This window comes from Streptomyces sp. MK7 (assembly GCF_032658145.1).
GTDB lineage: Bacteria > Actinomycetota > Actinomycetes > Streptomycetales > Streptomycetaceae > Streptomyces > Streptomyces spiralis.
Genome location: NZ_JAVACL010000031.1, coordinates 77,148 through 95,775, shown reverse-complemented (window position 1 = coordinate 95,775; position 18,628 = coordinate 77,148). Strand labels below are relative to the sequence as shown.

The window sequence follows — 18,628 nt, the reverse complement described above, 5'->3', positions numbered from 1 at the left end:
CCGAGACCACCCGACCGCGCCACACCCCAGGCCACCACCCCGCACAGCCGGACCGGACCGGGCCGGCCGCGGCCGCCCAACCGCCCCGGCAGACCCATCACCGGCGCGCAGGCCCGACCCCGGCGCCACCCGCCCACGCGCGGGCAAGGCCATACTCGGCCTGCCACCCACGCCACCAGGACAGGCCCCGAGACCACCCCGCCACGCCATGCCGCGGGCCACCCAACCGCGCAGCCGGACCGGGCCCGCCCCGGTCGCCCGAGCGCTCCGGGTGTGCGGGCGCGGGCCTCGTCACGTCATCCGGCCGTCCGGGCCGGGGCGTTCGCGGGGCTCGGGGGCGCGGGGTCAGGCGGCTCCGCCCTTGGTGTCTCGTTCGTCGTCGACGATCTCGGCGTCGACCACGCCCTCGTCCTCCTGGTCGGGGCGTGGGCTCTGCTGTTGGCCGGTGGTCTCCGTCGAGGTGGGCTGGGACTGGGCGTACATGGCCTGGCCCATCTTCTGGCTGACGGAGGCGAGTTTCTCGACGCCGGTGCGCAGGGGGGCGGTGTCGGCGTTCTGTTCCAGGAGGGTCTTCAGCTCGGCGGCGGCCGCCTCCACCTCGGACTTGGTGTCCGCGGGGATGCGGTCGCCGTTGTCGCGGATGAAGTTCTCGGTCTGGTAGACGAGTTGTTCGGCCTGGTTGCGGGTCTCGGCGGCCTCGCGGCGCTTGCGGTCCTCCTCGGCGTACTGATCGGCCTCCCGCATCATGCGGTCGATGTCCTCCTTGGGCAGGGCCGAGCCGCCGGTCACCGTCATCTTCTGCTCGCGGCCGGTGGCCAGGTCCTTCGCCGAGACGTGCATGATGCCGTTCGCGTCGATGTCGAAGGCGACCTCGATCTGCGGCACCCCGCGCGGGGCGGGCGGCAGACCGGTCAGGTCGAAGACGCCCAGCTTCTTGTTGTACGCGGCGATCTCCCGCTCGCCCTGGTAGACCTGGATGCCCACCGAGGGCTGGTTGTCGGTGGCCGTCGTGAAGATCTCCGAACGCCGGGTCGGGATGGTCGTGTTGCGCTCGATCAGCTTGGTCATGATGCCGCCCTTGGTCTCGATGCCCAGGGACAGCGGCGTGACGTCGAGCAGCAGGACGTCCTTGACGTCGCCGCGCAGCACGCCCGCCTGGAGGGCGGCGCCGACGGCGACCACCTCGTCGGGGTTGACGCCCTTGTGCGGGTCCTTGCCGGTGAGGTCGCGCACCAGGTCGGTGACGGCGGGCATGCGGGTGGAGCCGCCGACGAGGATCACGTGGTCGACGCTGGACAGCTTGATCCCGGCGTCCTTGACCGCCTGGTGGAAGGGCTGCTTGCACCGGTCCAGCAGGTCGGTGGTGAGTTCCTGGAACTGGGCGCGGGTGAGCTTCTCCTCCAGGTGCAGCGGGCCCTCGGCGGAGGCGGTGATGTAGGGCAGGTTGATCGTGGTCTCCGAGGACGACGACAGTTCGATCTTGGCCTTCTCCGCCGCCTCGCGCAGCCGCTGCACCGCCATCTTGTCGGCCGCCAGGTCGACGCCGTACTGCCCCTTGAACCGCTTGACCAGGTGCTCGACGACCCGCTGGTCCCAGTCGTCGCCGCCGAGGTGGGTGTCGCCGTTGGTGGCCTTGACCTCGATCACGCCCTCGCCGATCTCCAGGAGGGACACGTCGAAGGTGCCGCCGCCGAGGTCGAAGACGAGGACGGTCTGCTCCTCGCCCCGGTCGAGGCCGTAGGCGAGCGCTGCGGCGGTGGGCTCGTTGATGATCCTGAGCACCTTCAGGCCGGCGATCTCCCCGGCCTCCTTGGTCGCCTGCCGCTGGGCGTCGTCGAAGTACGCCGGTACGGTGATCACCGCGTCGGTGACGTCCTCGCCGAGGTAGGCCTCCGCGTCCCGCTTCAGCTTCTGCAGGACCCGCGCGGACAACTCCTGGGCCTGGTAGCGGGTGCCGTCGACGGAGCCCTGCTCCGGGAAGCGCCACTGCGCCTCGCCCATGTGGCGCTTGACGGAGCGGGCGGTGCGCTCCACGTTCGTCACGGCCTGCCGCTTGGCGACCTCGCCGACCAGCACCTCCCCGCTCTTGGCGAACGCCACCACCGACGGCGTGGTCCGCGCGCCCTCGGCGTTGGCGACGACGGTGGGCTCGCCGCCCTCCAGGACCGCCACCACCGAGTTCGTCGTCCCGAGATCGATCCCGACCGCGCGTGTCATCTCCGTCCCCTTTCCACCGCCGGTTGTTCCGCCGGTTCCAGCAGGGCACCGTCCCGTAGTCCAGCACAAAACCTGAGTGTGGCGTTGTCAATGCCGGGTTGCGACGCCGGTCGCCGTCCCCGCGCGACGCCGCCGTGACGCCTGCGGTCCGGGTACCCCGGTGCCCGGAAACGACGACGCCGCGCCCCGGATCGGGGCGCGGCGCTCAGCATTGGTCGAGCCGTCCGTGGCGGGTCAGGCCAGCTTCGCCTCCAGGGTGATCGTCGTGCCGGTGAGGGCCTGGCTGACCGGGCAGTTCTTCTTGGCGTCCTCGGCGGCGGCGACGAACGCGTCGTTGTCGATGCCGGGGACCGTGCCCTCGACGGTGAGGTGGATGCCGGTGATGCCCTCACCCGGCTGGAAGGTGACGTCGGCCTTGGTCTGGAGCCTGGTGGGCGGGGTGCCGGCACCGGCCAGGCCGTGCGACAGCGCCATGGAGAAGCAGCTGGAGTGGGCGGCGGCGATCAGTTCCTCGGGGCTGGTCTTCCCGTTCGCCTGCTCGGCGCGCGACGGCCACGACACCGGCTGCCGGCCGATGCCGGAGGAGTCGAAGGTGACGACGCCGTTGCCCTCGAGCAGATTGCCTTCCCAGACGGTGTGAGCGGTGCGCGTGGTTGCCACGGTGTGTTCCATACCTTTCGCCTAGGTGCCCGTTTCCCGGGCTTGCCTGCCCTCCATCCGATCACATCGACGCCGCGCACACCCGTCGAACGGGCCACGACCTGCCGGAGAAGGTCGGCGAATCCCCTGCCGGGCGGTGCGGTGAGGGCCTACAGTCCGTTCCATGGTCGAACTCTTCCAAGTCCTCGGGGGAATCGCGGGATTTGGTGGGGTCGCTCTCGGCGTCCTGTACCTGCTCTACCGGGACCTCGTGCGCGACATCATCCGCAGGCGAATGTTCCGGACCCTCACCTCGGGGCAGGCGACCGCCCTCTTCGGCGCGGTCGTCGTGCTCGCTTTCGCCGTCGCGATCCTCGGGATCTTCGCCACACTCGCCGAGAGCAAGAGCGTCCGCCAGTTCGTCGTCCTCGTGGGCATGCTCCTGCTGTTCCTGCTGGCCGTGCTGCTCATCACGGTGCGCACGGTCACCGGGCAGGCGGCCCGCGCGAAGGACGGCGGCCGTAGCCCCGCCGAGCGCTCCCTGACCGCGGTGCGCCGGCATGTCGAGGGCGGCGAACCCGACCAGGCCGAACGCGCCCTGGACGCGTCCCGGCTGGCACGGGACTCGTCGGTCTTCTGGTACTGGAAGGCCCGGATCGCGCTGACCCGCGACAACCTGGACGTGGCGTCCGGCTACGTCGAGGAGGCGCTGAAACTCGACGGCCGGGACCCGTACAGCATCGCGCTCAAGATCGAACTGCTGTTGCTGGCCAACGACCCCGAGCGGCGGGACCGGGCCGCGCGCCTGGCCGGGGAGAGCACCGGCCTGAGCGGCGAACTCGACGCGTGGCTGCGGCAGTTGCGGGCCGAGGGAATGTTCGGAGGTGGGGTGCGCACCCGCACGGGACTCGAGGCCCGGTGCCCGCTCCCCGCCCGTACCACGGAGGATGTCCATGCCGAGTGAGCACCACAGCGGCGACCGTGGGCGGAAGGCCGTCGTGTATGTCGGTCCGCCCGCCGTCGCCGGCCTGGGTCGTACGGTCGACGACCTGGCCCGGGAGGCGAGATCGCGGGCCCACGCGTCCCGGCTGGTCCCCCTGTCCGACACGGCCACCACGCCGGCGCAGGCCCAGGCACTGCTCGCGGAGCACCCGGACGCGGTCCTCGTGGTGCATCCCGGCACCGAGCGATACGGCCGCCTGCCCGCACCGGGCCGCGCGCTGTGGGCCCTGCTGTGCTGCGGTGCCGTGTTACGGCTGTGCGAGGGGGGATCGGCGAAAACGCCCCCGTCGTCCGTCGCGCACATCGGCCGGGACGCGTTCCTGGTGGTGGAGCTGCTGGGCGCGGACGCACCGGCGCACGGCGGCACGGACCGACACGCGCGGCGCGAGGCGGAGTGCCGCGCCCACGCCGTACGGCACGGCCTGCGGGACGCGTACACGCTCACGGAGTCCCCCCGCGACTGGGCACGCGGAATGTTCTCCTGCTCGAGCGGTGTGACGGCCGTCGTCCACCCGGACGTCACCGAGCCGGATCCCGACAGCCCGGACGGGCTGCTGTGGCGGTGGCTGCGGGACGGGCGTGAGATCAGGCCGGGAGCGTGGCCGCTCCTGCCCGCCGCGGCCGCGGACGACGCGCGGCGGGAGGACCGGCGACTCGGCCCTCCCGCCATGGCCTCCCCCACGGACGAGCCTCTCCCTACCGCCGCTGCCGCCCCTCCTCCGCCCGACACGCCGGAGCCGGGCAGTGCCCCTCCGTGGCAGGACCCCGCCGGCATGCCCCCACGGGCGGCGATGCGGCCTGTCGCGGAGGCCGAGTGGATGGCCGAGGAGCAGGCGCGCGAAGCACACCTGGACAGCGTGCAGCCCTGGGAGCTGCGTCGCTCCTCGCAGCATGCCCGTGTCCGCCAGGGCGCCCGCGATGCCCCTCTCCGGCGGAGCGCCTCCGGCTACGGTCCTCCCCCGTTCCGGCGCACCGGCGGCCCCCTCCCCCACGACGGCCTGTTCATCCGCCGCAACAACGCCTTCGGCACCCGTTCCCCGCTCGGGGTGCGGGATCTCATCGAGCAGGGCGTGATCATCGGGCAGGACGAGATCCGGTTCGACGACTTCGTGGCGGCCCGCACCGACCAGGTGCCCGGACCGCCGCCCGGCCGGGCCGTCGCGGTGAGTCACGGACTCGCCGCGGTCCGGGGCGAGTACAAGGCGGACGAGGCGACGACCCACTTCCTGGAGATCACCCTCAAGGCCGGCGAGGCCCACCCCGAGGACATCCCGGCCGAGCCGCTGCCCGTCAACTTCGTGTTCGTCGTGGACACCAGTGGCTCGATGTACGGCGAGAAACTGGACTGCGTCAAGGCGGCCCTCCAGGCCCTCTACGACAAGCTGCGTCCCTCGGACTGCCTGGGCATCATCACCTTCGACCACCGGGTGCGCACCGTGCTGGCCGCCACCGCCAAGCGGGACCTGCCGCCCGAGCGGTTCGCCCAGGTGGTGTCCGCGCTGAGCGCCGAGGGCGGCACCGACATCAATCTCGGGGTGCAGTACGGCATCGACGAGATCGGCCGCAACGCGGTGGGCGGGCGCACGGTCAACTGCCTGTACCTGTTCTCCGACGGCGACCCGACCTCCGGCGAACGGGACTGGATCCGCATCCGCACCAACGTCGCGGCCAAGCTCCGCGGGGACCTCACCCTGTCGTGCTTCGGCTTCGGCTCCGACGCCCGGATGCCGGAACTGGCCGCGCTGGCCGGGCTCGCGGGCGGCCACTCGACGTTCGTCACCCGGCCCGAGCAGGTGGGCGCGGACCTCCTCGCCGACCTGAACCGGCGCGACCACCTGGCCGCCATCGACATCCAGCTCAGACTCGACATCGCGCCGGACGTGGAGATCCGGCACCTGTACGGCCACGACCTGGTCACCGATCCCCGGGCCCGGGCGGCGGTGCTGCGGGAGGTGGGCCGGGCGGCCGAGCAGGCCCGCGCGGACTACGGTGCCGAGCCCCTGCCGGACCTCGTCACCGAGGAGAAGGGCATCCGGATCTTCGCGCCCGACCTCGCCTTCGGGGAGACGTACTGGATCGTGCTGGAACTCGCCGTCCCCTCCGGCGGCGAGGCCCCGGAGCCGGGCTCCGCCACCGTGCAGTACGTCGACACGGTGACCCGCGAGGGACACCGGCACGAGATCGACCTGTCGACGGGTTTCACGCTGGCCGAGGAGACCGTGACCGTGCACGCGGTCGGCCTGTGGACCAGCGAGGTCACCTTCCACGCGCTGGACGACCTGTACGAGCGCGACCGGGACTCGGCGAAGAAGCGGCTGACGAACCACATCCAGGTGCTCCAGGGCGTCCACAGCCGGCTGCCGGCGAAGGAGTTCCGCGACGACCAGGTCACCCTGCGGAAGCTGATGACGCTCGCGGACTCGCTGGACACGGTGGTGTCGTTCAGCGACACCTCCCCCGGTTCGCGCATGGCGACGGCGGTCGTCGCCATGAACGACTTCGGCAAGGTCCGGTCGGGGTTCTGGCCGCGGTACTGACGCCCCTGCCCGGTACTGACGCCGCTGTCCGCCGACGTACCGGTCAGGCGGCCCGCTCCCGCGGTCCCGGTTCCGCCTCCGCCGGGAGCGGCACCTGCGGGCCGGTGGCCTCGCGCAGCCAGCGGCGCAGTACGCGGTGGATCCGCTCGGCGCCGACGAGCTCCCCGCCCTCCGCCACGGGCGGGGAGCAGGCGAGCGGCGCCAGCAGGAACGGGCGGGTCTGCGCGCCGCCGAGGCCGCCGTGGGAGCCGATCTGCTCCTCGAAGGCGAGGACCTCGCCGTCGGCCGGGTCGTGGAAGGAGTTGACCAGGATGTCGGGGGCGTGCGGGAAGGAGTGGGTGCGGCGGACGGCGTCGGCGGCGCCGGGGCCGAAGGCGGCGAGCGGACCGGGGTTGCCGTCCAGCTCGTCCAGGGGTATCTCGGCGCCGCGTGCGCCGAGCACCAGGCCGCCGTGCTCCTCGCTGCGCACCAGCAGGAAGCCGACGCCGGGGTGGTTGGCGAGGGTGGTCAGCAACCCGGGGTGGCGGGCGTCCAGCTCCTCCCGGCTCATCCGGTGCGGCACGTCCGGGAAGGAGACCAGGCCGAGGTTGCCGGAGGCCAGCACCAGCGGCTCCGAGTGGCGGGCGGGCCGGTGGTGCTCGCCGCCCTCCTCGACCGGGCGGCGCAGGGCGGCGCGTACGGCGGCCCGGGCCTCGGCGCCGCTGCGGGTGCCCTCCGCCCGGCGCGGGACGTGCAGTCCGCAGCCCGCCCGTACCAGGTCGCCGAGTGTGAGGCCGTAGCGGGCGCGGAAGGTCTCGCCGGGGCTCTGGCCGTGGTCGGACAGGACGACGGTCCGGTACGGGCGCGGGGCGTGCTCGGCGACCTTCTCGATCAGCGCCAGCGCGCGGTCCAGGCGCTCGAGCACCTTCGCCGCGTCCCGGCTGCGCGGACCGGAGTGGTGGGCCACCTCGTCGTAGGCGACGAGATCGGCGTAGACGGCGGTGCGCCCGGCGAGCAGGTCGCCCATCACGGCGGCCACGACGACGTCCCGTTCGACGACGGTCGCGAAGGCGCGGACGAGCGGGTACAGGCCGCCCCGGGAGACGCGCGGGCGCTGTCTGCGGATCCGGGCCCGCAGGGACTGGCCGATCTCGCGGGCGACCTCGGCGACGAAGGACAGGGCGGTGCGGACGGCGTTGGCGGGGTCGGAGAAGTAGGCGAAGTAGCCGGCGCGCGAGCGGTTGCCGGGTCCGCGCCGGGCGGACACCGAGAGCACGAGGGCGGATTCGCCGGCGCCGCCGCTGAACAGGTTGCCGCGGCTGGCGCCGTCGGCGGTGAGCAGCCCGCCGTCGCGGGTGCGGGCGACGGCGCGGCGCTGGAGTTCGACGGCGCTGGTGGGGCGGTTGCAGACCATCACCTCGCCGGTGTCCTTCTCGTACCAGCGGAAGGCGGGGATGTCGTGGTTGGTGCCGTGCAGGATGGCGAGTTGGCTGGCACCGGTCTGGCTGGACCAGTCGGTGCGCCAGGGGACGAGCCGGTGGGTCGGTTCCGGCTGGTCCTGGTCCTCCCGGCCGGGTGCGGCGCCGAGCCAGCGCGCCACGGTCGGCATCAGCCCCTTGTCCACGGCGTCCCGCAGCACGTCGTGGCCGACGCCGTCGAGCTGGACGACCAGGGTGCCGGGAGTGGAGTCGCAGGGTGGCCGGCGCCCACGGCGGCGGTCGGCGAGCCGGGCCAGGCGGCGCCGGTAGGCGTCGTCGTCGCGGACGGCGAGGGCGGCGCCGGTGGCGGAGGCGACGGCGGACATCGCGGCGGCCACGATGACGGCGGTCTCGGGGGCCGCCCGGGGCTGGCCGGAGGGGTTGATGCGCAGGGCGAGCAGGAGCAGTGAGCCGTTGAGGAAGAACACCAGCAGCCCGAGGACCAGCGCGGGCACGAGCAGCAGCAGCCGTACCAGCAGCGGCCAGACGACGGCCGAGAGGACACCGAAGGCACCGGCGCCGAGCGCGGCGGTGACGGCGATGGTGGTGGCGCTGTCGCCGTCGGCGGACTGGAGCCGGAAGTCCGGCAGGATCCCGGCCAGCACCAGCATGGTGACCGTGGAGACGCCCCACACGGCGACGCTCCGCCCGACCTGACTGGCGGCCCGCCGCCACCACCCGCCACGCACGCCGCCGCTCCTCACCTTCCGGGCCGGACTTCTGCACGAACCTGCCCCAGCTTGTCACACGTCCGGCGGAGCCCCCCGCGCCGGAGCGGCCCGGTGCGCGCCGGGCGGCCGGCCCGTTCCGCGGCGCTATCCGCCGTCGTAGCCGGCCGTGGGCATGGACAGGCGGCGGTGCACCCGGGCCTTCATCTGGGCGTCGTAGGACGGCTCGGCCTGGCCCACGGTCTCCACCCGGACCCCGCGTCGCGCGCACTCGGCGGTGAACTCCTCGACGGAGGACAGTGCCTGCTCCAGCACCCGGCGGCTGGGCGCGACGAACACGTCGACGCCGGGACGGACGCCGTCCCACAGGGCGCAGTGGTCCGGGCGCAGGCCGCGGACCAGGAGTTCACGGGCGACCACATAGCCGTGCTCGGCCGCCCAGCGGGCGCACATCGCGTGCTGGCCGCGGGAGTCCACGAGGAACGGCTCGTCGTTCAGCTCCTCCAGGGGTGTCAGGCTGGCGATCGCGGTCACACGGACCGGCGTCGCGGCGGCCTCGCCGCGGGCATCGCGCACTTCTCCCATGGCGTCCCCCTCACCTCCGGGTTGCGCCGCCGACCCTACCGCCGCACGTAGGCTCAGGGGGAGTCGCGCGAAGGAGGCAAAGAAGGTGCCGGTGGAGATCACCTGGTGGGGTCACGCGACATGCACGGTCGAGGATTCGGGCGTCCGTGCGCTGACCGATCCGCTGTTCGCCCGCCGGCTCGCGCATCTGCGGCGCCGCCGGGGCGCGCTGCCGCCGCCGGGCGCCTGGCACACGGACGTGGCGCTCGTCTCGCATCTGCACGCCGACCATCTGCACCTTCCCTCGCTGGACCGCCTCGCCCCGGGCACACACCTGCTGGTGCCCCGGGGCGCACTCCGGGCGGTGCCGGGGCTGCGCCGCCTCGCGCGGCCCGGGCGGCTGCGGATCACCGAGGTGGCGCCCGGGGAGCGGGTCTCGGTCGGTGCCGTCGTGGTGCGGGCGGTGTCCGCCCGGCACGACGGGCGGCGGCTGCCGGTGGGCCCGCATCGCTCGCCCGCGCTCGGCTACGTCGTCGAGGGTGAGGCGCGGACGTACTTCGCCGGTGACACCGGCCTGTTCGAGACGATGGCCGAGGAGGTCGGCCCGGTCGACGTGGCGCTGTTGCCGGTGGGCGGCTGGGGTCCGTACCTCGGCGAGGGGCATCTGGACGCGGGGCGGGCGGCGCAGGCGCTGGCCCGGCTCGCGCCGCGCTGCGCGGTGCCGGTGCACTACGGCACGTACTGGCCGATCGGGATGGATGCCGTGCGCCCCCACGAGTTCCATGCGCCGGGCGACGAGTTCGTGCGCCTCGCGGCGCTGCGCGCTCCGGGCGTGGCCGTGCACCGGCTGGGGCACGGGGAGAGTGTGCGCCTGGAGGTCGCCCGGTGATACGACTGGCCGCCGCCGCGGCGACGGTGGTGCCGACGGAGTCCACCCAGCAGGCGATCGGCTATCCGTCGCTGTTCCTGCTGGTGCTGATCGGGGCGCTGGTGCCGGTGGTGCCGACGGGTGCGCTGGTCAGTTCGGCGGCGGTGGTCGCGGTGCATCAGACGGCGCCGTTCTCGCTGGCGCTGGTGTTCGCGACGGCGTCACTGGCCGCGTTCTGCGGGGACGCGGCCCTGTACTGGCTGGGGCGGCGCGGGCTGGGGTCGAGGAACGGCTCGCGCTGGCTGGAGGCGATCCGCTCGCGCGCACCGCAGGACCGACTGGAGCAGGCCCAGGAGAAGCTGGCCGAACACGGAGTGGCCGTGCTGGTGCTGTCCCGGCTCGTGCCGGCCGGCCGCGTACCGGTGATGCTGGCCTGCCTGCTGGCGAAGTGGCCGCTGCGGCGCTTCTCCCGCGGCAACCTTCCCGCCTGTCTGGCCTGGGCGGCGACGTACCAGGTGATCGGCATCCTCGGGGGCTCCCTGTTCCCGGAGCCCTGGGAGGGTGTGGTGGCCGCCGTCGCCCTGACCGTGCTGATCGGTGCGGCTCCGGGCGTCTGGCGCCGCGTCCGGCGCACGGCCGCCGTCCACCGGTCCGGCTGACCGGCTGACGGGCCGACCGGCCGACCGGCCGACCGCGGCCGTCCGCGGAGTCACTCCAGGATCCGGGAGCCGCCCACCGGGAGGTCCCACAGGTCCTCCCGAAGCAGGCCCGCCTTGTCCCAGGCGGCGCGGACACGGGTGAGGGGTTCCAGGACCGGCTCGGCGGACAGCACGAACGTGCCCCAGTGCATGGGAGCCATGCGGCGGGCGCCGACGTCCTGGGCTGCCCGCACGGCCTCCTCCGGGTCGCAGTGGACGTCGCTGAGCCACCAGCGCGGGTCGTAGGCGCCGATGGGAAGCAGGGCGAGGTCGATGCCGGGGTAGCGGCGGCCGATACGGGAGAACCAGTGGCCGTAGCCGGTGTCGCCGGCGAAGTACACGCGCTGTCCGTCGGGGTCGGTGAGCACCCAGCCGCCCCACAGGCTGCGGCAGGTGTCGGTGAGGGTGCGCTTGGACCAGTGGTGCGCGGGCACGAAGTCGAGGCGGACCCCGGACAGTTCGGACGCCTCCCACCAGTCCAGCTCGGTGACGCGGGTGAACCGGCGGCGCCGGAACCAGCGGCCGAGTCCGGCCGGCGCGAACACCGGTGTGTCCCGCGGGAGTCTGCGCAGGGTGGGCGCGTCCAGGTGGTCGTAGTGGTTGTGGCTGATGACGACGGCGTCGACCGGCGGCAGCGCGTCCCAGGCGACGCCGACGGGGGTGATACGGGCCGGGGTGCCGATGATGCGGCGGGACCACACCGGGTCGGTCAGCACCGTCAGCCCGCCGATCCTGAGGACCCAACTGGCGTGCCCCGCCCAGGTGACGGCGACGGTACGGGCGTCCACACGGGGCAGCGGACCGGGCTCGTAGGGCAGCAGAGGGATGTCGGCCAGGCCCTCCTTGCCGGGGCGTACGGCGCCCTCGCGGGCGAACCGGGCGAAGGCCTTCAGGCCGGGCAGCGGGGCGGTGAGACGGTCGTGGAAGGTGCGCGGCCACAGCCGCCGCTCCGCGGGCGGCCGGGGCTCGGCCTGCGGCGGGAACGGGACGGCGGTCCGCCGGGACGCGAGGCGGGCCGGGGGCGCGGCGTCGTCGGCCTCCCGGGTGTGCGTGGACGTGGTCGCGGTGGCGGACGGGGACGTGGTCGGCTCGGACTGCTGCGTCATCGAGGAGGCTCCCATCGCTGAGCGTCGTCGCGAAGATCGTCGAAGACGGACCTCAAGGAGATCAACGCGCGTTGCAGGTGCGGCAGTTCCAACGGCGTGGGCGACAAGAGGCATTCCGTGCGCTCCTCCTCGGTGTCGCCGAGCAGCTCCGTGGTGGACAGCCGCACGCGCAGCGCGCCGAGGTCGTCGCCGAAGCGGTGGCCGCCGGGCGTGGGCATGCCCAGCAGGGCACCGAGGAAGTCCTCCAGTTCCTGCGCGTCGCCGACGCCACGGGCGACGAGGGCGGGGCGCAGCGGGCCGAGGTCGGCGTAGAGGTGACGGCCGGCCTGCGGCGGCCGGGCCAGCGCGCCCGCCGCGACGACGGCGGCGTGCAGGGCGCGGGCCACGCGCGCGTGCAGCCGCACGGTGGCGGTCAGGCGCGCTGTGACGGGTTCGGGTTCGTCGAGGGCGTAGGCGGCAGCGGCGGCGACGGGCTCGGCGATCCGGGCGTCCAGCGCGGTGAGGATGTCGAGCACGCGCGCGTGCAGCGCGTCCCCGGTGGCTCCGGCGGGGAAGCGGGCGATCGCGGCGGGCCAGCCGCTGGGCAGGAAGGCGCCGGCCAGGTCGGTGACCACGGTGACCCGTTCGGGCAGCATCTCGGCAGGGCTGAGCAGCATCGCCTGGTGCGGGGTGTGCCAGGTGTCGCGCCAGGTCTCGTCGCTGACCAGGTGCAGGCCCTCGCCGGCGGCGGCCTCGACGGTCTCGTGCAGCACCTCCGGCGGCGCGACCGTGCCGGTGGGGTCGTCGGCGACGGACAGCACCAGCAGCCGGGGGTCGCCGCCCTCCGCGCGGACCCTGCGGACGGTCTCCAGCAGCGCGTAGGGGTCGGGTACGCCGCCGCACTCGGCCGGGGTGGCGACGGGGAAGGCCGGTCTGCCGAGCAGACGCGCGTACGGCGCCCACCAGGCGGCGCAGGGCCGGGGGACGAGAACGTCGCCGTCGAGCGCCGCGGTCAGCGCCAGCAGCAGGGCCGGCGCGCCGGGTCCGGCCGCCACGTGCTCGGGCCGGGTGGGCAGGCCGCGCCGCCGCCAGTAGCCGCCGGCCGCGTCCAGGAGCGCGGTGCCGCCGCCGATCGGTCTGTCCCGGGCCCGGGTCCGGCCCGCGGCCGCGGCGAGCGCGGCGGACAGTTCGGGCAGCACCGGCAGTCCGTCGCCGGGGAGGGCCGACGGCCCGTAGCGGACGGGGCCGTGCCCTTCCGGGTCCGTCCGCCGCATGGCAACCTCCGCGCAGTCCTCGCCGCCGTGTCGTCTCCCCGCCGGGCCTGGGCTCGCCGTCGGGCCTTGCGCGTGCGGGTACCCAGGCGGGCGCCGTCCCATGGGTGCCCTGCCGCGTCGCGAAGGCCACTCACCCGGTGGTGCGGGCCCGTGCGGTGTCCTGCGGCCCCGGTGCCGGGACGGGTACGGGTCAGATGTCGGCGCTCCGGCGGCGCCACATCCGGTGCCCGGCGGCGCCCAGGGCGGACGCGATCAGCGTGCCGCCGCCGATCAGCGCCGGCAGGGATCCGGTGAACGCCCCGCCCGCTCCGGCCTCCACACCGTGCTGGGCAGCGCTGTCCGACCCGCCGGAGTCGCCGGACCCCGATCCGTGGGACGAGGTGTCCGAGCTCTCGTGGCCGCCCGACTCGTCGGTGTCCTGACGACCGCCGGAGGAGTCCTGCGCGCTGTCGCCGCGGGACGGGGCGGTGTCGGAGGAGCCGGCGGAGTGGGAAGAGCCGGTGGAGTCCGTGGATCCGGAAGGGGCGAAGGGATCGGAGGGGCGCGACGGGTCGTACGTATCGGACTTACCGGTCGGGTCGGACGTGCCGTTCGGTTCGATCCCGCCGTTCGGATCGGTCTTCCCCGTCGAGTCCGTCCCGCCCGTCGTGCCGTTCGGGCCGATGGGGTCGGTCGGGCCGTGGGCCGAGTGGTCCGTCGGGTCGGAGGCCAGGGGGTGGCCGCCGGAGTCGCGCGGGTAGCTGCCGGAGTCGCGCGGGTAGCTGCCGGAGTCGCGCGGGTAGCTGCCGGGGTCACCAGGCGGCTGGTCCGGGGTGGAAGGCAGCAGGGGCAGGGTCTGCTGGTCGAGGGTCGGCGGGCCGAGCAGGAGGGGGTCCTCGGAAGGGCCGGGAAGCACCGTCCCGGGGTTGGCCGCGTCGGGGGACGGTGCCGCCTGCGGCCGGGATCCGGGGCCGGGAAGGTCTCCCGGGCCACGTGCCTGCCGGAGGGTGTTCGGGGTCGGTCCGGCCTCCGTCGCCTCCACCGCGACGGCGGCCGACGCGGCGGTGCCCGTCATGAGGCCGGCCAGGACGGCGGCGGACAGGGCGTGGAGGGTGCTGCGGCGCATTGCGGGGCTCCTCGGGCCGGGGGCGGCGGACGTACGGCGTTCGGGCCGTCCCAGCCATCACAGCCCCCGGCGCCACGGGCCGCGCGATGCCGAGCCCCATTCGCGGGACGCCAACGGCCTATCGGGTGACGCCTGCGCGAGCCGCCGGCGTCCAGAGGTGTGTCGCCGATCGCGCCGGGCTCGCGGCGCCTGGCACCGCGCCTCGCCGCGTTGTCGTCGGTCGCCGATGCACCGCATCGACTCCCTCCTCCGCCTTGCCATGCTCCCCCACTGCCTGAACGGCGTGGGAGGTACCCCCCAGGGCCCTACGGCATGTCCCGCATCACCTGGTCGCGGACTCGGTCGCAGCAGCGGGTGATGAGACGGGAGACGTGCATCTGGGAGATGCCCAGTTGCTCGGCGATCCGGCTCTGCGTCATGTCACCGAAGAAGCGCATGTACAGGATGGCCCGCTCGCGCTCGGGCAGCGCCGCCAGGCGTGGCCTGACGGCCTCGCGGTCCACGACGGTGTCCAGCGCGGGGTCGGGTGAGCCGAGTGCGTCGACCAGGCGGTGGCCCTCCTCGCTGCCGGACAGCTCCGCGTCGAGGGAGAGGGCGGCCGAGCTCTCCAGAGCCTCCAGGCCGACCCGGGCGTCCTCCTCGCTCAGGTGCGCGATCTCGGCGATCTCGGCGACGGTCGGGCCGCGGCCGGAGACCGTCCGGGACAGCTCCTGCTGGGCGAACCGGACGCGCTTGCGCAGGTCCTGCACACGGCGCGGTACGTGCAGCGTCCACATGTGGTCGCGGAGGTGGCGCTTGATCTCGCCGGTGATGGTGGGCACGGCGTAGCTCTCGAAGGCGTTGCCGCGTCCGGGGTCGTAGCGGTCGACCGCCTTGACCAGGCCGAGGGCGGCGACCTGGCGCAGGTCGTCGAGGCTCTCGCCGCGGCTGCGGAAGCGGCCGGCGATCCGCTCGGCCATGGGCAGCCAGGCCTCGACGATCTCGTCGCGGACGGCGTCGCGCCGCCGTCCCGGGGGGAGTTCGGCCAGCCGGCGGAAGGCCTCGGAGGTGTCCGGGGCGTCGTCGTGCGGGTGGTGCCTCGCGTTCGCTCGCGTATGCAGCATGGTGCTCGCAGCTCCCTTGGAGTGCTCTGAGTGGAGGGTGACCGTGGCAGCGCGGACGCGGATCCGGAGCGGCCGCCCACGCGCGCGGACTCGCGCGCCGCCTCCACGGACGTGCCTGAGGTCCGAAGCACTGGATCTGCGCCTGCCCCCGGCCTCCGGCGCCAAACGCCCGGCCGCGGGCGCCCGCCCCGGCCGGGGCCGGGGCGTGTGGCATTCGAGCCACCATCCGGTGCGGAAATGCCGTGTCGGCTCCGCGTGCACGGGTACGCGGTGGCCACCCCCGACGATGTGGAGGGAGACATGCAGCGAGGCAGTGACCGGCTGAGTGTCCACCGTGACGACGAGATGAAGCACGAGTTGCAGGGCCTGCTCAGGTCAGGTCATCCCACGCGGACCGAGGAGTGGCACGACCCGGAGCCCGCCGCCGAGGACGACCCGGAGGTCTGGGGCGGACCGGTGGCGCCGGGCGCGTCCCGGGCCTCCCTGGAGACCGTGCGCCTGGAGCTGGCCAGAATCCTGGGCCGCAGCGCCTTTCCCGCGGGCCCGGGCGAACTGGCGCGCACACTGCGCCGCAAGAACGCGCCCGACGCGCTGATCGAGGCACTGGAGCGGCTGCCGCGCAAGGCTCAGTACGCCAACGTGCAGGAGCTGGCGAAGGAACTCACCCACACGGAGCGGCCCGCCCGGGAGGACCGTGCGTAGACCCGGCGCCGGGCGGAAAGGCAGGCAGGGCCTCAGTGAGGGCTGAATACGTCAGGGACGTCATGACACCGGGCGTGGTGGCCGTCCGCCCCGACGCCTCGCTCGTCGAGGCGGCCCGGCTGATGCGCGCCCAGGACATCGGCGACGTGGTGGTGGCCGACGGGCAGGACATCGTCGGCATGCTCACCGACCGCGACATCGCGGTGCGGGCCGTGGCGGAGGGCCTCGATCCGCAGGCGGTGAGCGCGCGGGCCGTGTGCACGTCCCATCCGCTCGTCGTGGGCCCGCACGACCCGGTGTCGGCGGCCGTCGCGCTCATGCGCGAACACGCCGTACGCCGGCTGCCCGTCGTCGAGGACGGCATGCCGGTCGGCATGGTCAGCCTGGGCGACCTGGCGGAGGCCTGGGATCCGCGTTCGGCGCTCGCCGACATCAGCCGCGCCGAGCCGGACGGCGGACCGGACGGACCGGACAGCTGAGGGGCGAGGGAATCCGGACAGCTGACCGGCGAGGGAAGCCGGACGGCTGACCGGCGAGGAAGAGGGACGACGAAAGGACGTCGAAGCATCATGCGCATCGCATTTCTGGCCGCACCCGAGGGCGTCGAGCAGGTGGAGCTGACCGAGCCCCGGAAGGCGGCGCAGGACGCCGGCCACGAGACCGTGCTGGTGTCCACCAAGTCCGGTGAGATCCAGGCGTTCGACCACTTGGACAAGGCGGACACGTTCCCCGTCGACGCGGTGGTCGGGGACACCTCCGCCGACTCCTTCGACGCGCTGGTCCTGCCGGGCGGCGTGGCGAACCCGGACTTCCTGCGGATGGACGAGAAGGCCGTCTCGTTCGTGCGGGACTTCTTCGAGCAGGGCCGTCCCGTGGCCGCGATCTGCCACGCGCCGTGGACGCTGGTGGAGGCCGATGTCGTACGCGGCCGCGTGCTGACCTCGTGGCCGAGCCTGCGCACGGACGTCCGCAACGCGGGCGGCACCTGGGTCGACGAGCAGGTGAAGGTCTGTGAGAACGGCCCGAACAAGCTGGTCACCAGCCGCAAGCCGGCCGATCTGAAGGCGTTCTGCCAGGCGTTCCTGGACGTGTTCGCGCAGAAGGCCGGCTGACTCCGGGCCGTGGGGTGCCCGCCGGCGTGCCGCAGGAAGCACGCCGGCGGGCACGTTCGGAGGGCGGGACGTCCGGGGTGCGCGACCGGGCGGGTGACGCGCAGCCGGGTGACGGCAACTCGCGGCCGGGTGACGGCGGGGCCTCAGGCACGAGGAGCCGCCGACTCGCCGCAGCCGCGTTCCCGGGCTCCCTCCCGGGTGCGGCCGGCGGCGACGGTGCGGCGGGGGTTGCGGCGCAGGTACTCGCCCTCGAGCTGCGCCATGCGCTCGTTGTGGGCCCGCAGCGCGTCGTTGGAGCCGTACAGCAGCGTGTCGTGGCGGGTGCGGTGGATGGTCTCCAGCTCCTTCATGAGCTGCTGGTCGTCCAGCCGGCCCGGTTCCACTCCGGTCATGGTGATGCCCCGCTCGTCGTGTTCGTTCATGCGGTACGGGTACCCGCCCGGCGTGCACTACCACCGAGCGGCATCCGGGAGGGAGCCATGGATCTCGCCTTTCTGCATCCACTGTACGAACAGCCGGGCCCCTGGGCCTCGGTGTACGTCGACACCTCCCGGAAGGCGGAGGACACCGCGCAGCAGATACGCCTGACGGCCCAGGCGATGGCCCGAGAGCTGGCGGGGCAGGGCGCGGACGAGGCCACCTGCCGGGCCGTGGAGACCGCGATCGACGAGATGCGCCACTCCCCCGACCCGCACGGACGGGCCCTGTTCGCCCGCGACGGCAGGGTCGTCCTCGACCCGCCCCTGGCCCGGCCGCCCCGGGGCGTCAGCTGGGCGGAGTGGGCGCCGCTGCCCCGCGTGGCACCGCTGCTGGGGCTGGCGGGCGAGGATCCGGTGGCGATCGTGGCGTACGTCGACCGCAAGGGCGCGGACTTCGAGCTGCGCAGTGCGCTGGGCCGCAAGGAGGCCGGCACGGTGGTCGGGCAGCAGTGGCCGATCCACCGGACGAGCAACGTGGACTGGTCCGAGCGGCACTTCCAGCTGAAGGTGGAGAACACCTGGGAGCACAACGCGGCGGAGATCGCCGACGCGCTCAGCGTGTGCCAGGAGGAGACACAGGCCGACCTGCTGATCCTCGTGGGTGACGACAGGGAGCGGCGCGAGGTGCGCGAGCGGCTGCCGCAGCGGCTGGACGACCGTGTGGTGGAGGCCACCCGCGGCGCCGGCAGCCGGCTGCTGGACGAGGACGTGGAGCGGATCCGCGCCGAGCACGTGCACCAGCGTGTCGAGGAGGAGCTGGACCGGTTCCGGGCGGCCCGCGCCCCGGACGACGAGGGCCGGGCGGCGGCCGTGGAGGGCGTACCCGCGCTGGTCGAGGCGGCCCGCGAGCACCGTCTGGAGGAGCTGCTGATCTTCCCGGAGGGGGCCGACGCCCACCAGGAGGTGTGGATCGGCGAGGATCCGGACCAGCTGGCGGTGCGCCGCACGGATCTGAAGACCCTGGGCGAGCAGCGGTCCTGGCCGGCCCGCGCCGACGACGCCCTGATCCGCTCCGCGGTCACCACCGACGCCATCGCGCTGTCGCTGGAGCCGGTGGCCGCCACGGCCGAGGGCACGCCGTCCGGTGGCCTCGGCGCCATCCTCCGCTGGAGGTGACG

The 18,628-nt window shown here is 74.1% G+C and carries 17 protein-coding genes; 8 read left to right on the top strand and 9 right to left on the bottom strand.

Annotated elements, in window-relative coordinates; genetic code table 11:
* Window positions 1-345 precede the first annotated feature (345 nt).
* Both dnaK and R2S09_RS28205 read right to left on the bottom strand, forming a co-directional pair.
* Window positions 346-2,217, bottom strand: coding sequence for a molecular chaperone DnaK (dnaK, locus tag R2S09_RS28210; RefSeq protein WP_316744056.1), 1,872 nt, complete (start codon window positions 2,215-2,217; stop codon window positions 346-348).
* 234 nt (window positions 2,218-2,451) lie between these two features.
* Complete coding sequence (locus R2S09_RS28205; RefSeq protein ID WP_306192883.1) at window positions 2,452-2,877, bottom strand: OsmC family protein; 426 nt, start codon at window positions 2,875-2,877, stop codon at window positions 2,452-2,454.
* A gap of 163 nt (window positions 2,878-3,040) precedes the next feature.
* Between R2S09_RS28205 and R2S09_RS28200 the strand changes: the two genes are divergently transcribed.
* Both R2S09_RS28200 and R2S09_RS28195 read left to right on the top strand, forming a co-directional pair.
* Window positions 3,041-3,820, top strand: coding sequence for a M48 family metallopeptidase (locus R2S09_RS28200; RefSeq protein ID WP_306192881.1), 780 nt, complete (start codon window positions 3,041-3,043; stop codon window positions 3,818-3,820).
* The gene (locus R2S09_RS28195; protein ID WP_306192879.1) at window positions 3,810-6,395 is read left to right on the top strand and encodes a VWA domain-containing protein; all 2,586 of its coding nucleotides are present in this window, start codon (window positions 3,810-3,812) and stop codon (window positions 6,393-6,395) included. The genes R2S09_RS28200 and R2S09_RS28195 overlap by 11 nt, the downstream gene beginning before the upstream one ends.
* A gap of 43 nt (window positions 6,396-6,438) precedes the next feature.
* Here the strand turns inward: R2S09_RS28195 and R2S09_RS28190 are convergent, their stop codons facing one another.
* Window positions 6,439-8,541, bottom strand: coding sequence for a phage holin family protein (locus R2S09_RS28190; RefSeq protein WP_316744053.1), 2,103 nt, complete (start codon window positions 8,539-8,541; stop codon window positions 6,439-6,441).
* Window positions 8,542-8,667: 126 nt separating this feature from the next.
* On the bottom strand, window positions 8,668-9,105 hold the full coding sequence (locus tag R2S09_RS28185; RefSeq protein ID WP_306187813.1) for a hypothetical protein: 438 nt from the start codon (window positions 9,103-9,105) through the stop codon (window positions 8,668-8,670).
* An 85-nt stretch (window positions 9,106-9,190) separates the two neighbouring features.
* Between R2S09_RS28185 and R2S09_RS28180 the strand changes: the two genes are divergently transcribed.
* Both R2S09_RS28180 and R2S09_RS28175 read left to right on the top strand, forming a co-directional pair.
* Complete coding sequence (locus R2S09_RS28180) at window positions 9,191-9,973, top strand: MBL fold metallo-hydrolase (protein ID WP_316744052.1); 783 nt, start codon at window positions 9,191-9,193, stop codon at window positions 9,971-9,973.
* Complete coding sequence (locus R2S09_RS28175; protein WP_306187815.1) at window positions 9,970-10,611, top strand: DedA family protein; 642 nt, start codon at window positions 9,970-9,972, stop codon at window positions 10,609-10,611. The genes R2S09_RS28180 and R2S09_RS28175 overlap by 4 nt, the downstream gene beginning before the upstream one ends.
* A gap of 50 nt (window positions 10,612-10,661) precedes the next feature.
* On the opposite strand, the gene R2S09_RS28170 is transcribed toward R2S09_RS28175, so the two are convergent.
* From R2S09_RS28170 to R2S09_RS28155, 4 genes are all read right to left on the bottom strand, one after another.
* On the bottom strand, window positions 10,662-11,756 hold the full coding sequence (locus tag R2S09_RS28170) for an MBL fold metallo-hydrolase (protein ID WP_306187817.1): 1,095 nt from the start codon (window positions 11,754-11,756) through the stop codon (window positions 10,662-10,664).
* Window positions 11,753-13,009, bottom strand: a complete 1,257-nt coding sequence (locus R2S09_RS28165; RefSeq protein ID WP_316744050.1) for an aminotransferase class I/II-fold pyridoxal phosphate-dependent enzyme — start codon at window positions 13,007-13,009, stop codon at window positions 11,753-11,755. Before R2S09_RS28165 ends, R2S09_RS28170 begins: the two co-directional genes overlap by 4 nt.
* A 190-nt stretch (window positions 13,010-13,199) precedes the next feature.
* A complete protein-coding gene (locus tag R2S09_RS28160; protein ID WP_316744049.1) occupies window positions 13,200-14,114 on the bottom strand; it encodes a hypothetical protein in 915 nt (304 codons plus the stop codon).
* Window positions 14,115-14,419: 305 nt separating this feature from the next.
* Window positions 14,420-15,217: a SigB/SigF/SigG family RNA polymerase sigma factor gene (locus R2S09_RS28155; protein ID WP_316744048.1), complete on the bottom strand. Its 798-nt coding sequence runs from the start codon at window positions 15,215-15,217 to the stop codon at window positions 14,420-14,422.
* Window positions 15,218-15,517: 300 nt separating this feature from the next.
* On the opposite strand from R2S09_RS28155, the gene R2S09_RS28150 reads away from it, so the two are divergent.
* The 3 genes from R2S09_RS28150 to R2S09_RS28140 all read left to right on the top strand — a co-directional run bounded on the left by R2S09_RS28150 (window position 15,518) and on the right by R2S09_RS28140 (window position 17,031).
* Window positions 15,518-15,919 (top strand): DUF2795 domain-containing protein, encoded by a 402-nt coding sequence (locus R2S09_RS28150; protein ID WP_316744046.1) that lies wholly within the window; start codon window positions 15,518-15,520, stop codon window positions 15,917-15,919.
* A gap of 62 nt (window positions 15,920-15,981) precedes the next feature.
* Window positions 15,982-16,398: a CBS domain-containing protein gene (locus R2S09_RS28145; protein ID WP_306187825.1), complete on the top strand. Its 417-nt coding sequence runs from the start codon at window positions 15,982-15,984 to the stop codon at window positions 16,396-16,398.
* Window positions 16,399-16,488: 90 nt separating this feature from the next.
* Window positions 16,489-17,031 carry a type 1 glutamine amidotransferase domain-containing protein gene (locus tag R2S09_RS28140; RefSeq protein ID WP_306187826.1) on the top strand — a complete coding sequence of 181 codons (543 nt, stop codon included), beginning with the start codon at window positions 16,489-16,491 and terminating at the stop codon, window positions 17,029-17,031.
* A gap of 143 nt (window positions 17,032-17,174) precedes the next feature.
* On the opposite strand, the gene R2S09_RS28135 is transcribed toward R2S09_RS28140, so the two are convergent.
* Entirely contained in the window at window positions 17,175-17,453 is a 279-nt protein-coding gene (locus R2S09_RS28135; protein ID WP_306187827.1) for a DUF6158 family protein, read from the bottom strand.
* 57 nt (window positions 17,454-17,510) lie between these two features.
* Between R2S09_RS28135 and R2S09_RS28130 the strand changes: the two genes are divergently transcribed.
* A complete protein-coding gene (locus R2S09_RS28130; protein WP_306187828.1) occupies window positions 17,511-18,626 on the top strand; it encodes a Vms1/Ankzf1 family peptidyl-tRNA hydrolase in 1,116 nt (371 codons plus the stop codon).
* The last annotated feature ends 2 nt before the right edge of the window (window positions 18,627-18,628 follow it).

Coding starts and splice junctions, on each gene's coding strand:
- R2S09_RS28155 (WP_316744048.1), bottom strand. CDS start 15,217: ATGCTGCATACGCGAGCGAACGCGAGGCACCACCCGCACGACGACGCC.
- R2S09_RS28165 (WP_316744050.1), bottom strand. CDS start 13,009: ATGCGGCGGACGGACCCGGAAGGGCACGGCCCCGTCCGCTACGGGCCG.
- R2S09_RS28140 (WP_306187826.1), top strand. CDS start 16,489: ATGCGCATCGCATTTCTGGCCGCACCCGAGGGCGTCGAGCAGGTGGAG.
- R2S09_RS28185 (WP_306187813.1), bottom strand. CDS start 9,105: ATGGGAGAAGTGCGCGATGCCCGCGGCGAGGCCGCCGCGACGCCGGTC.
- R2S09_RS28130 (WP_306187828.1), top strand. CDS start 17,511: ATGGATCTCGCCTTTCTGCATCCACTGTACGAACAGCCGGGCCCCTGG.
- R2S09_RS28160 (WP_316744049.1), bottom strand. CDS start 14,114: ATGCGCCGCAGCACCCTCCACGCCCTGTCCGCCGCCGTCCTGGCCGGC.
- R2S09_RS28150 (WP_316744046.1), top strand. CDS start 15,518: ATGCAGCGAGGCAGTGACCGGCTGAGTGTCCACCGTGACGACGAGATG.
- R2S09_RS28170 (WP_306187817.1), bottom strand. CDS start 11,756: ATGACGCAGCAGTCCGAGCCGACCACGTCCCCGTCCGCCACCGCGACC.
- dnaK (WP_316744056.1), bottom strand. CDS start 2,217: ATGACACGCGCGGTCGGGATCGATCTCGGGACGACGAACTCGGTGGTG.
- R2S09_RS28200 (WP_306192881.1), top strand. CDS start 3,041: ATGGTCGAACTCTTCCAAGTCCTCGGGGGAATCGCGGGATTTGGTGGG.
- R2S09_RS28195 (WP_306192879.1), top strand. CDS start 3,810: ATGCCGAGTGAGCACCACAGCGGCGACCGTGGGCGGAAGGCCGTCGTG.
- R2S09_RS28145 (WP_306187825.1), top strand. CDS start 15,982: ATGACACCGGGCGTGGTGGCCGTCCGCCCCGACGCCTCGCTCGTCGAG.
- R2S09_RS28135 (WP_306187827.1), bottom strand. CDS start 17,453: ATGAACGAACACGACGAGCGGGGCATCACCATGACCGGAGTGGAACCG.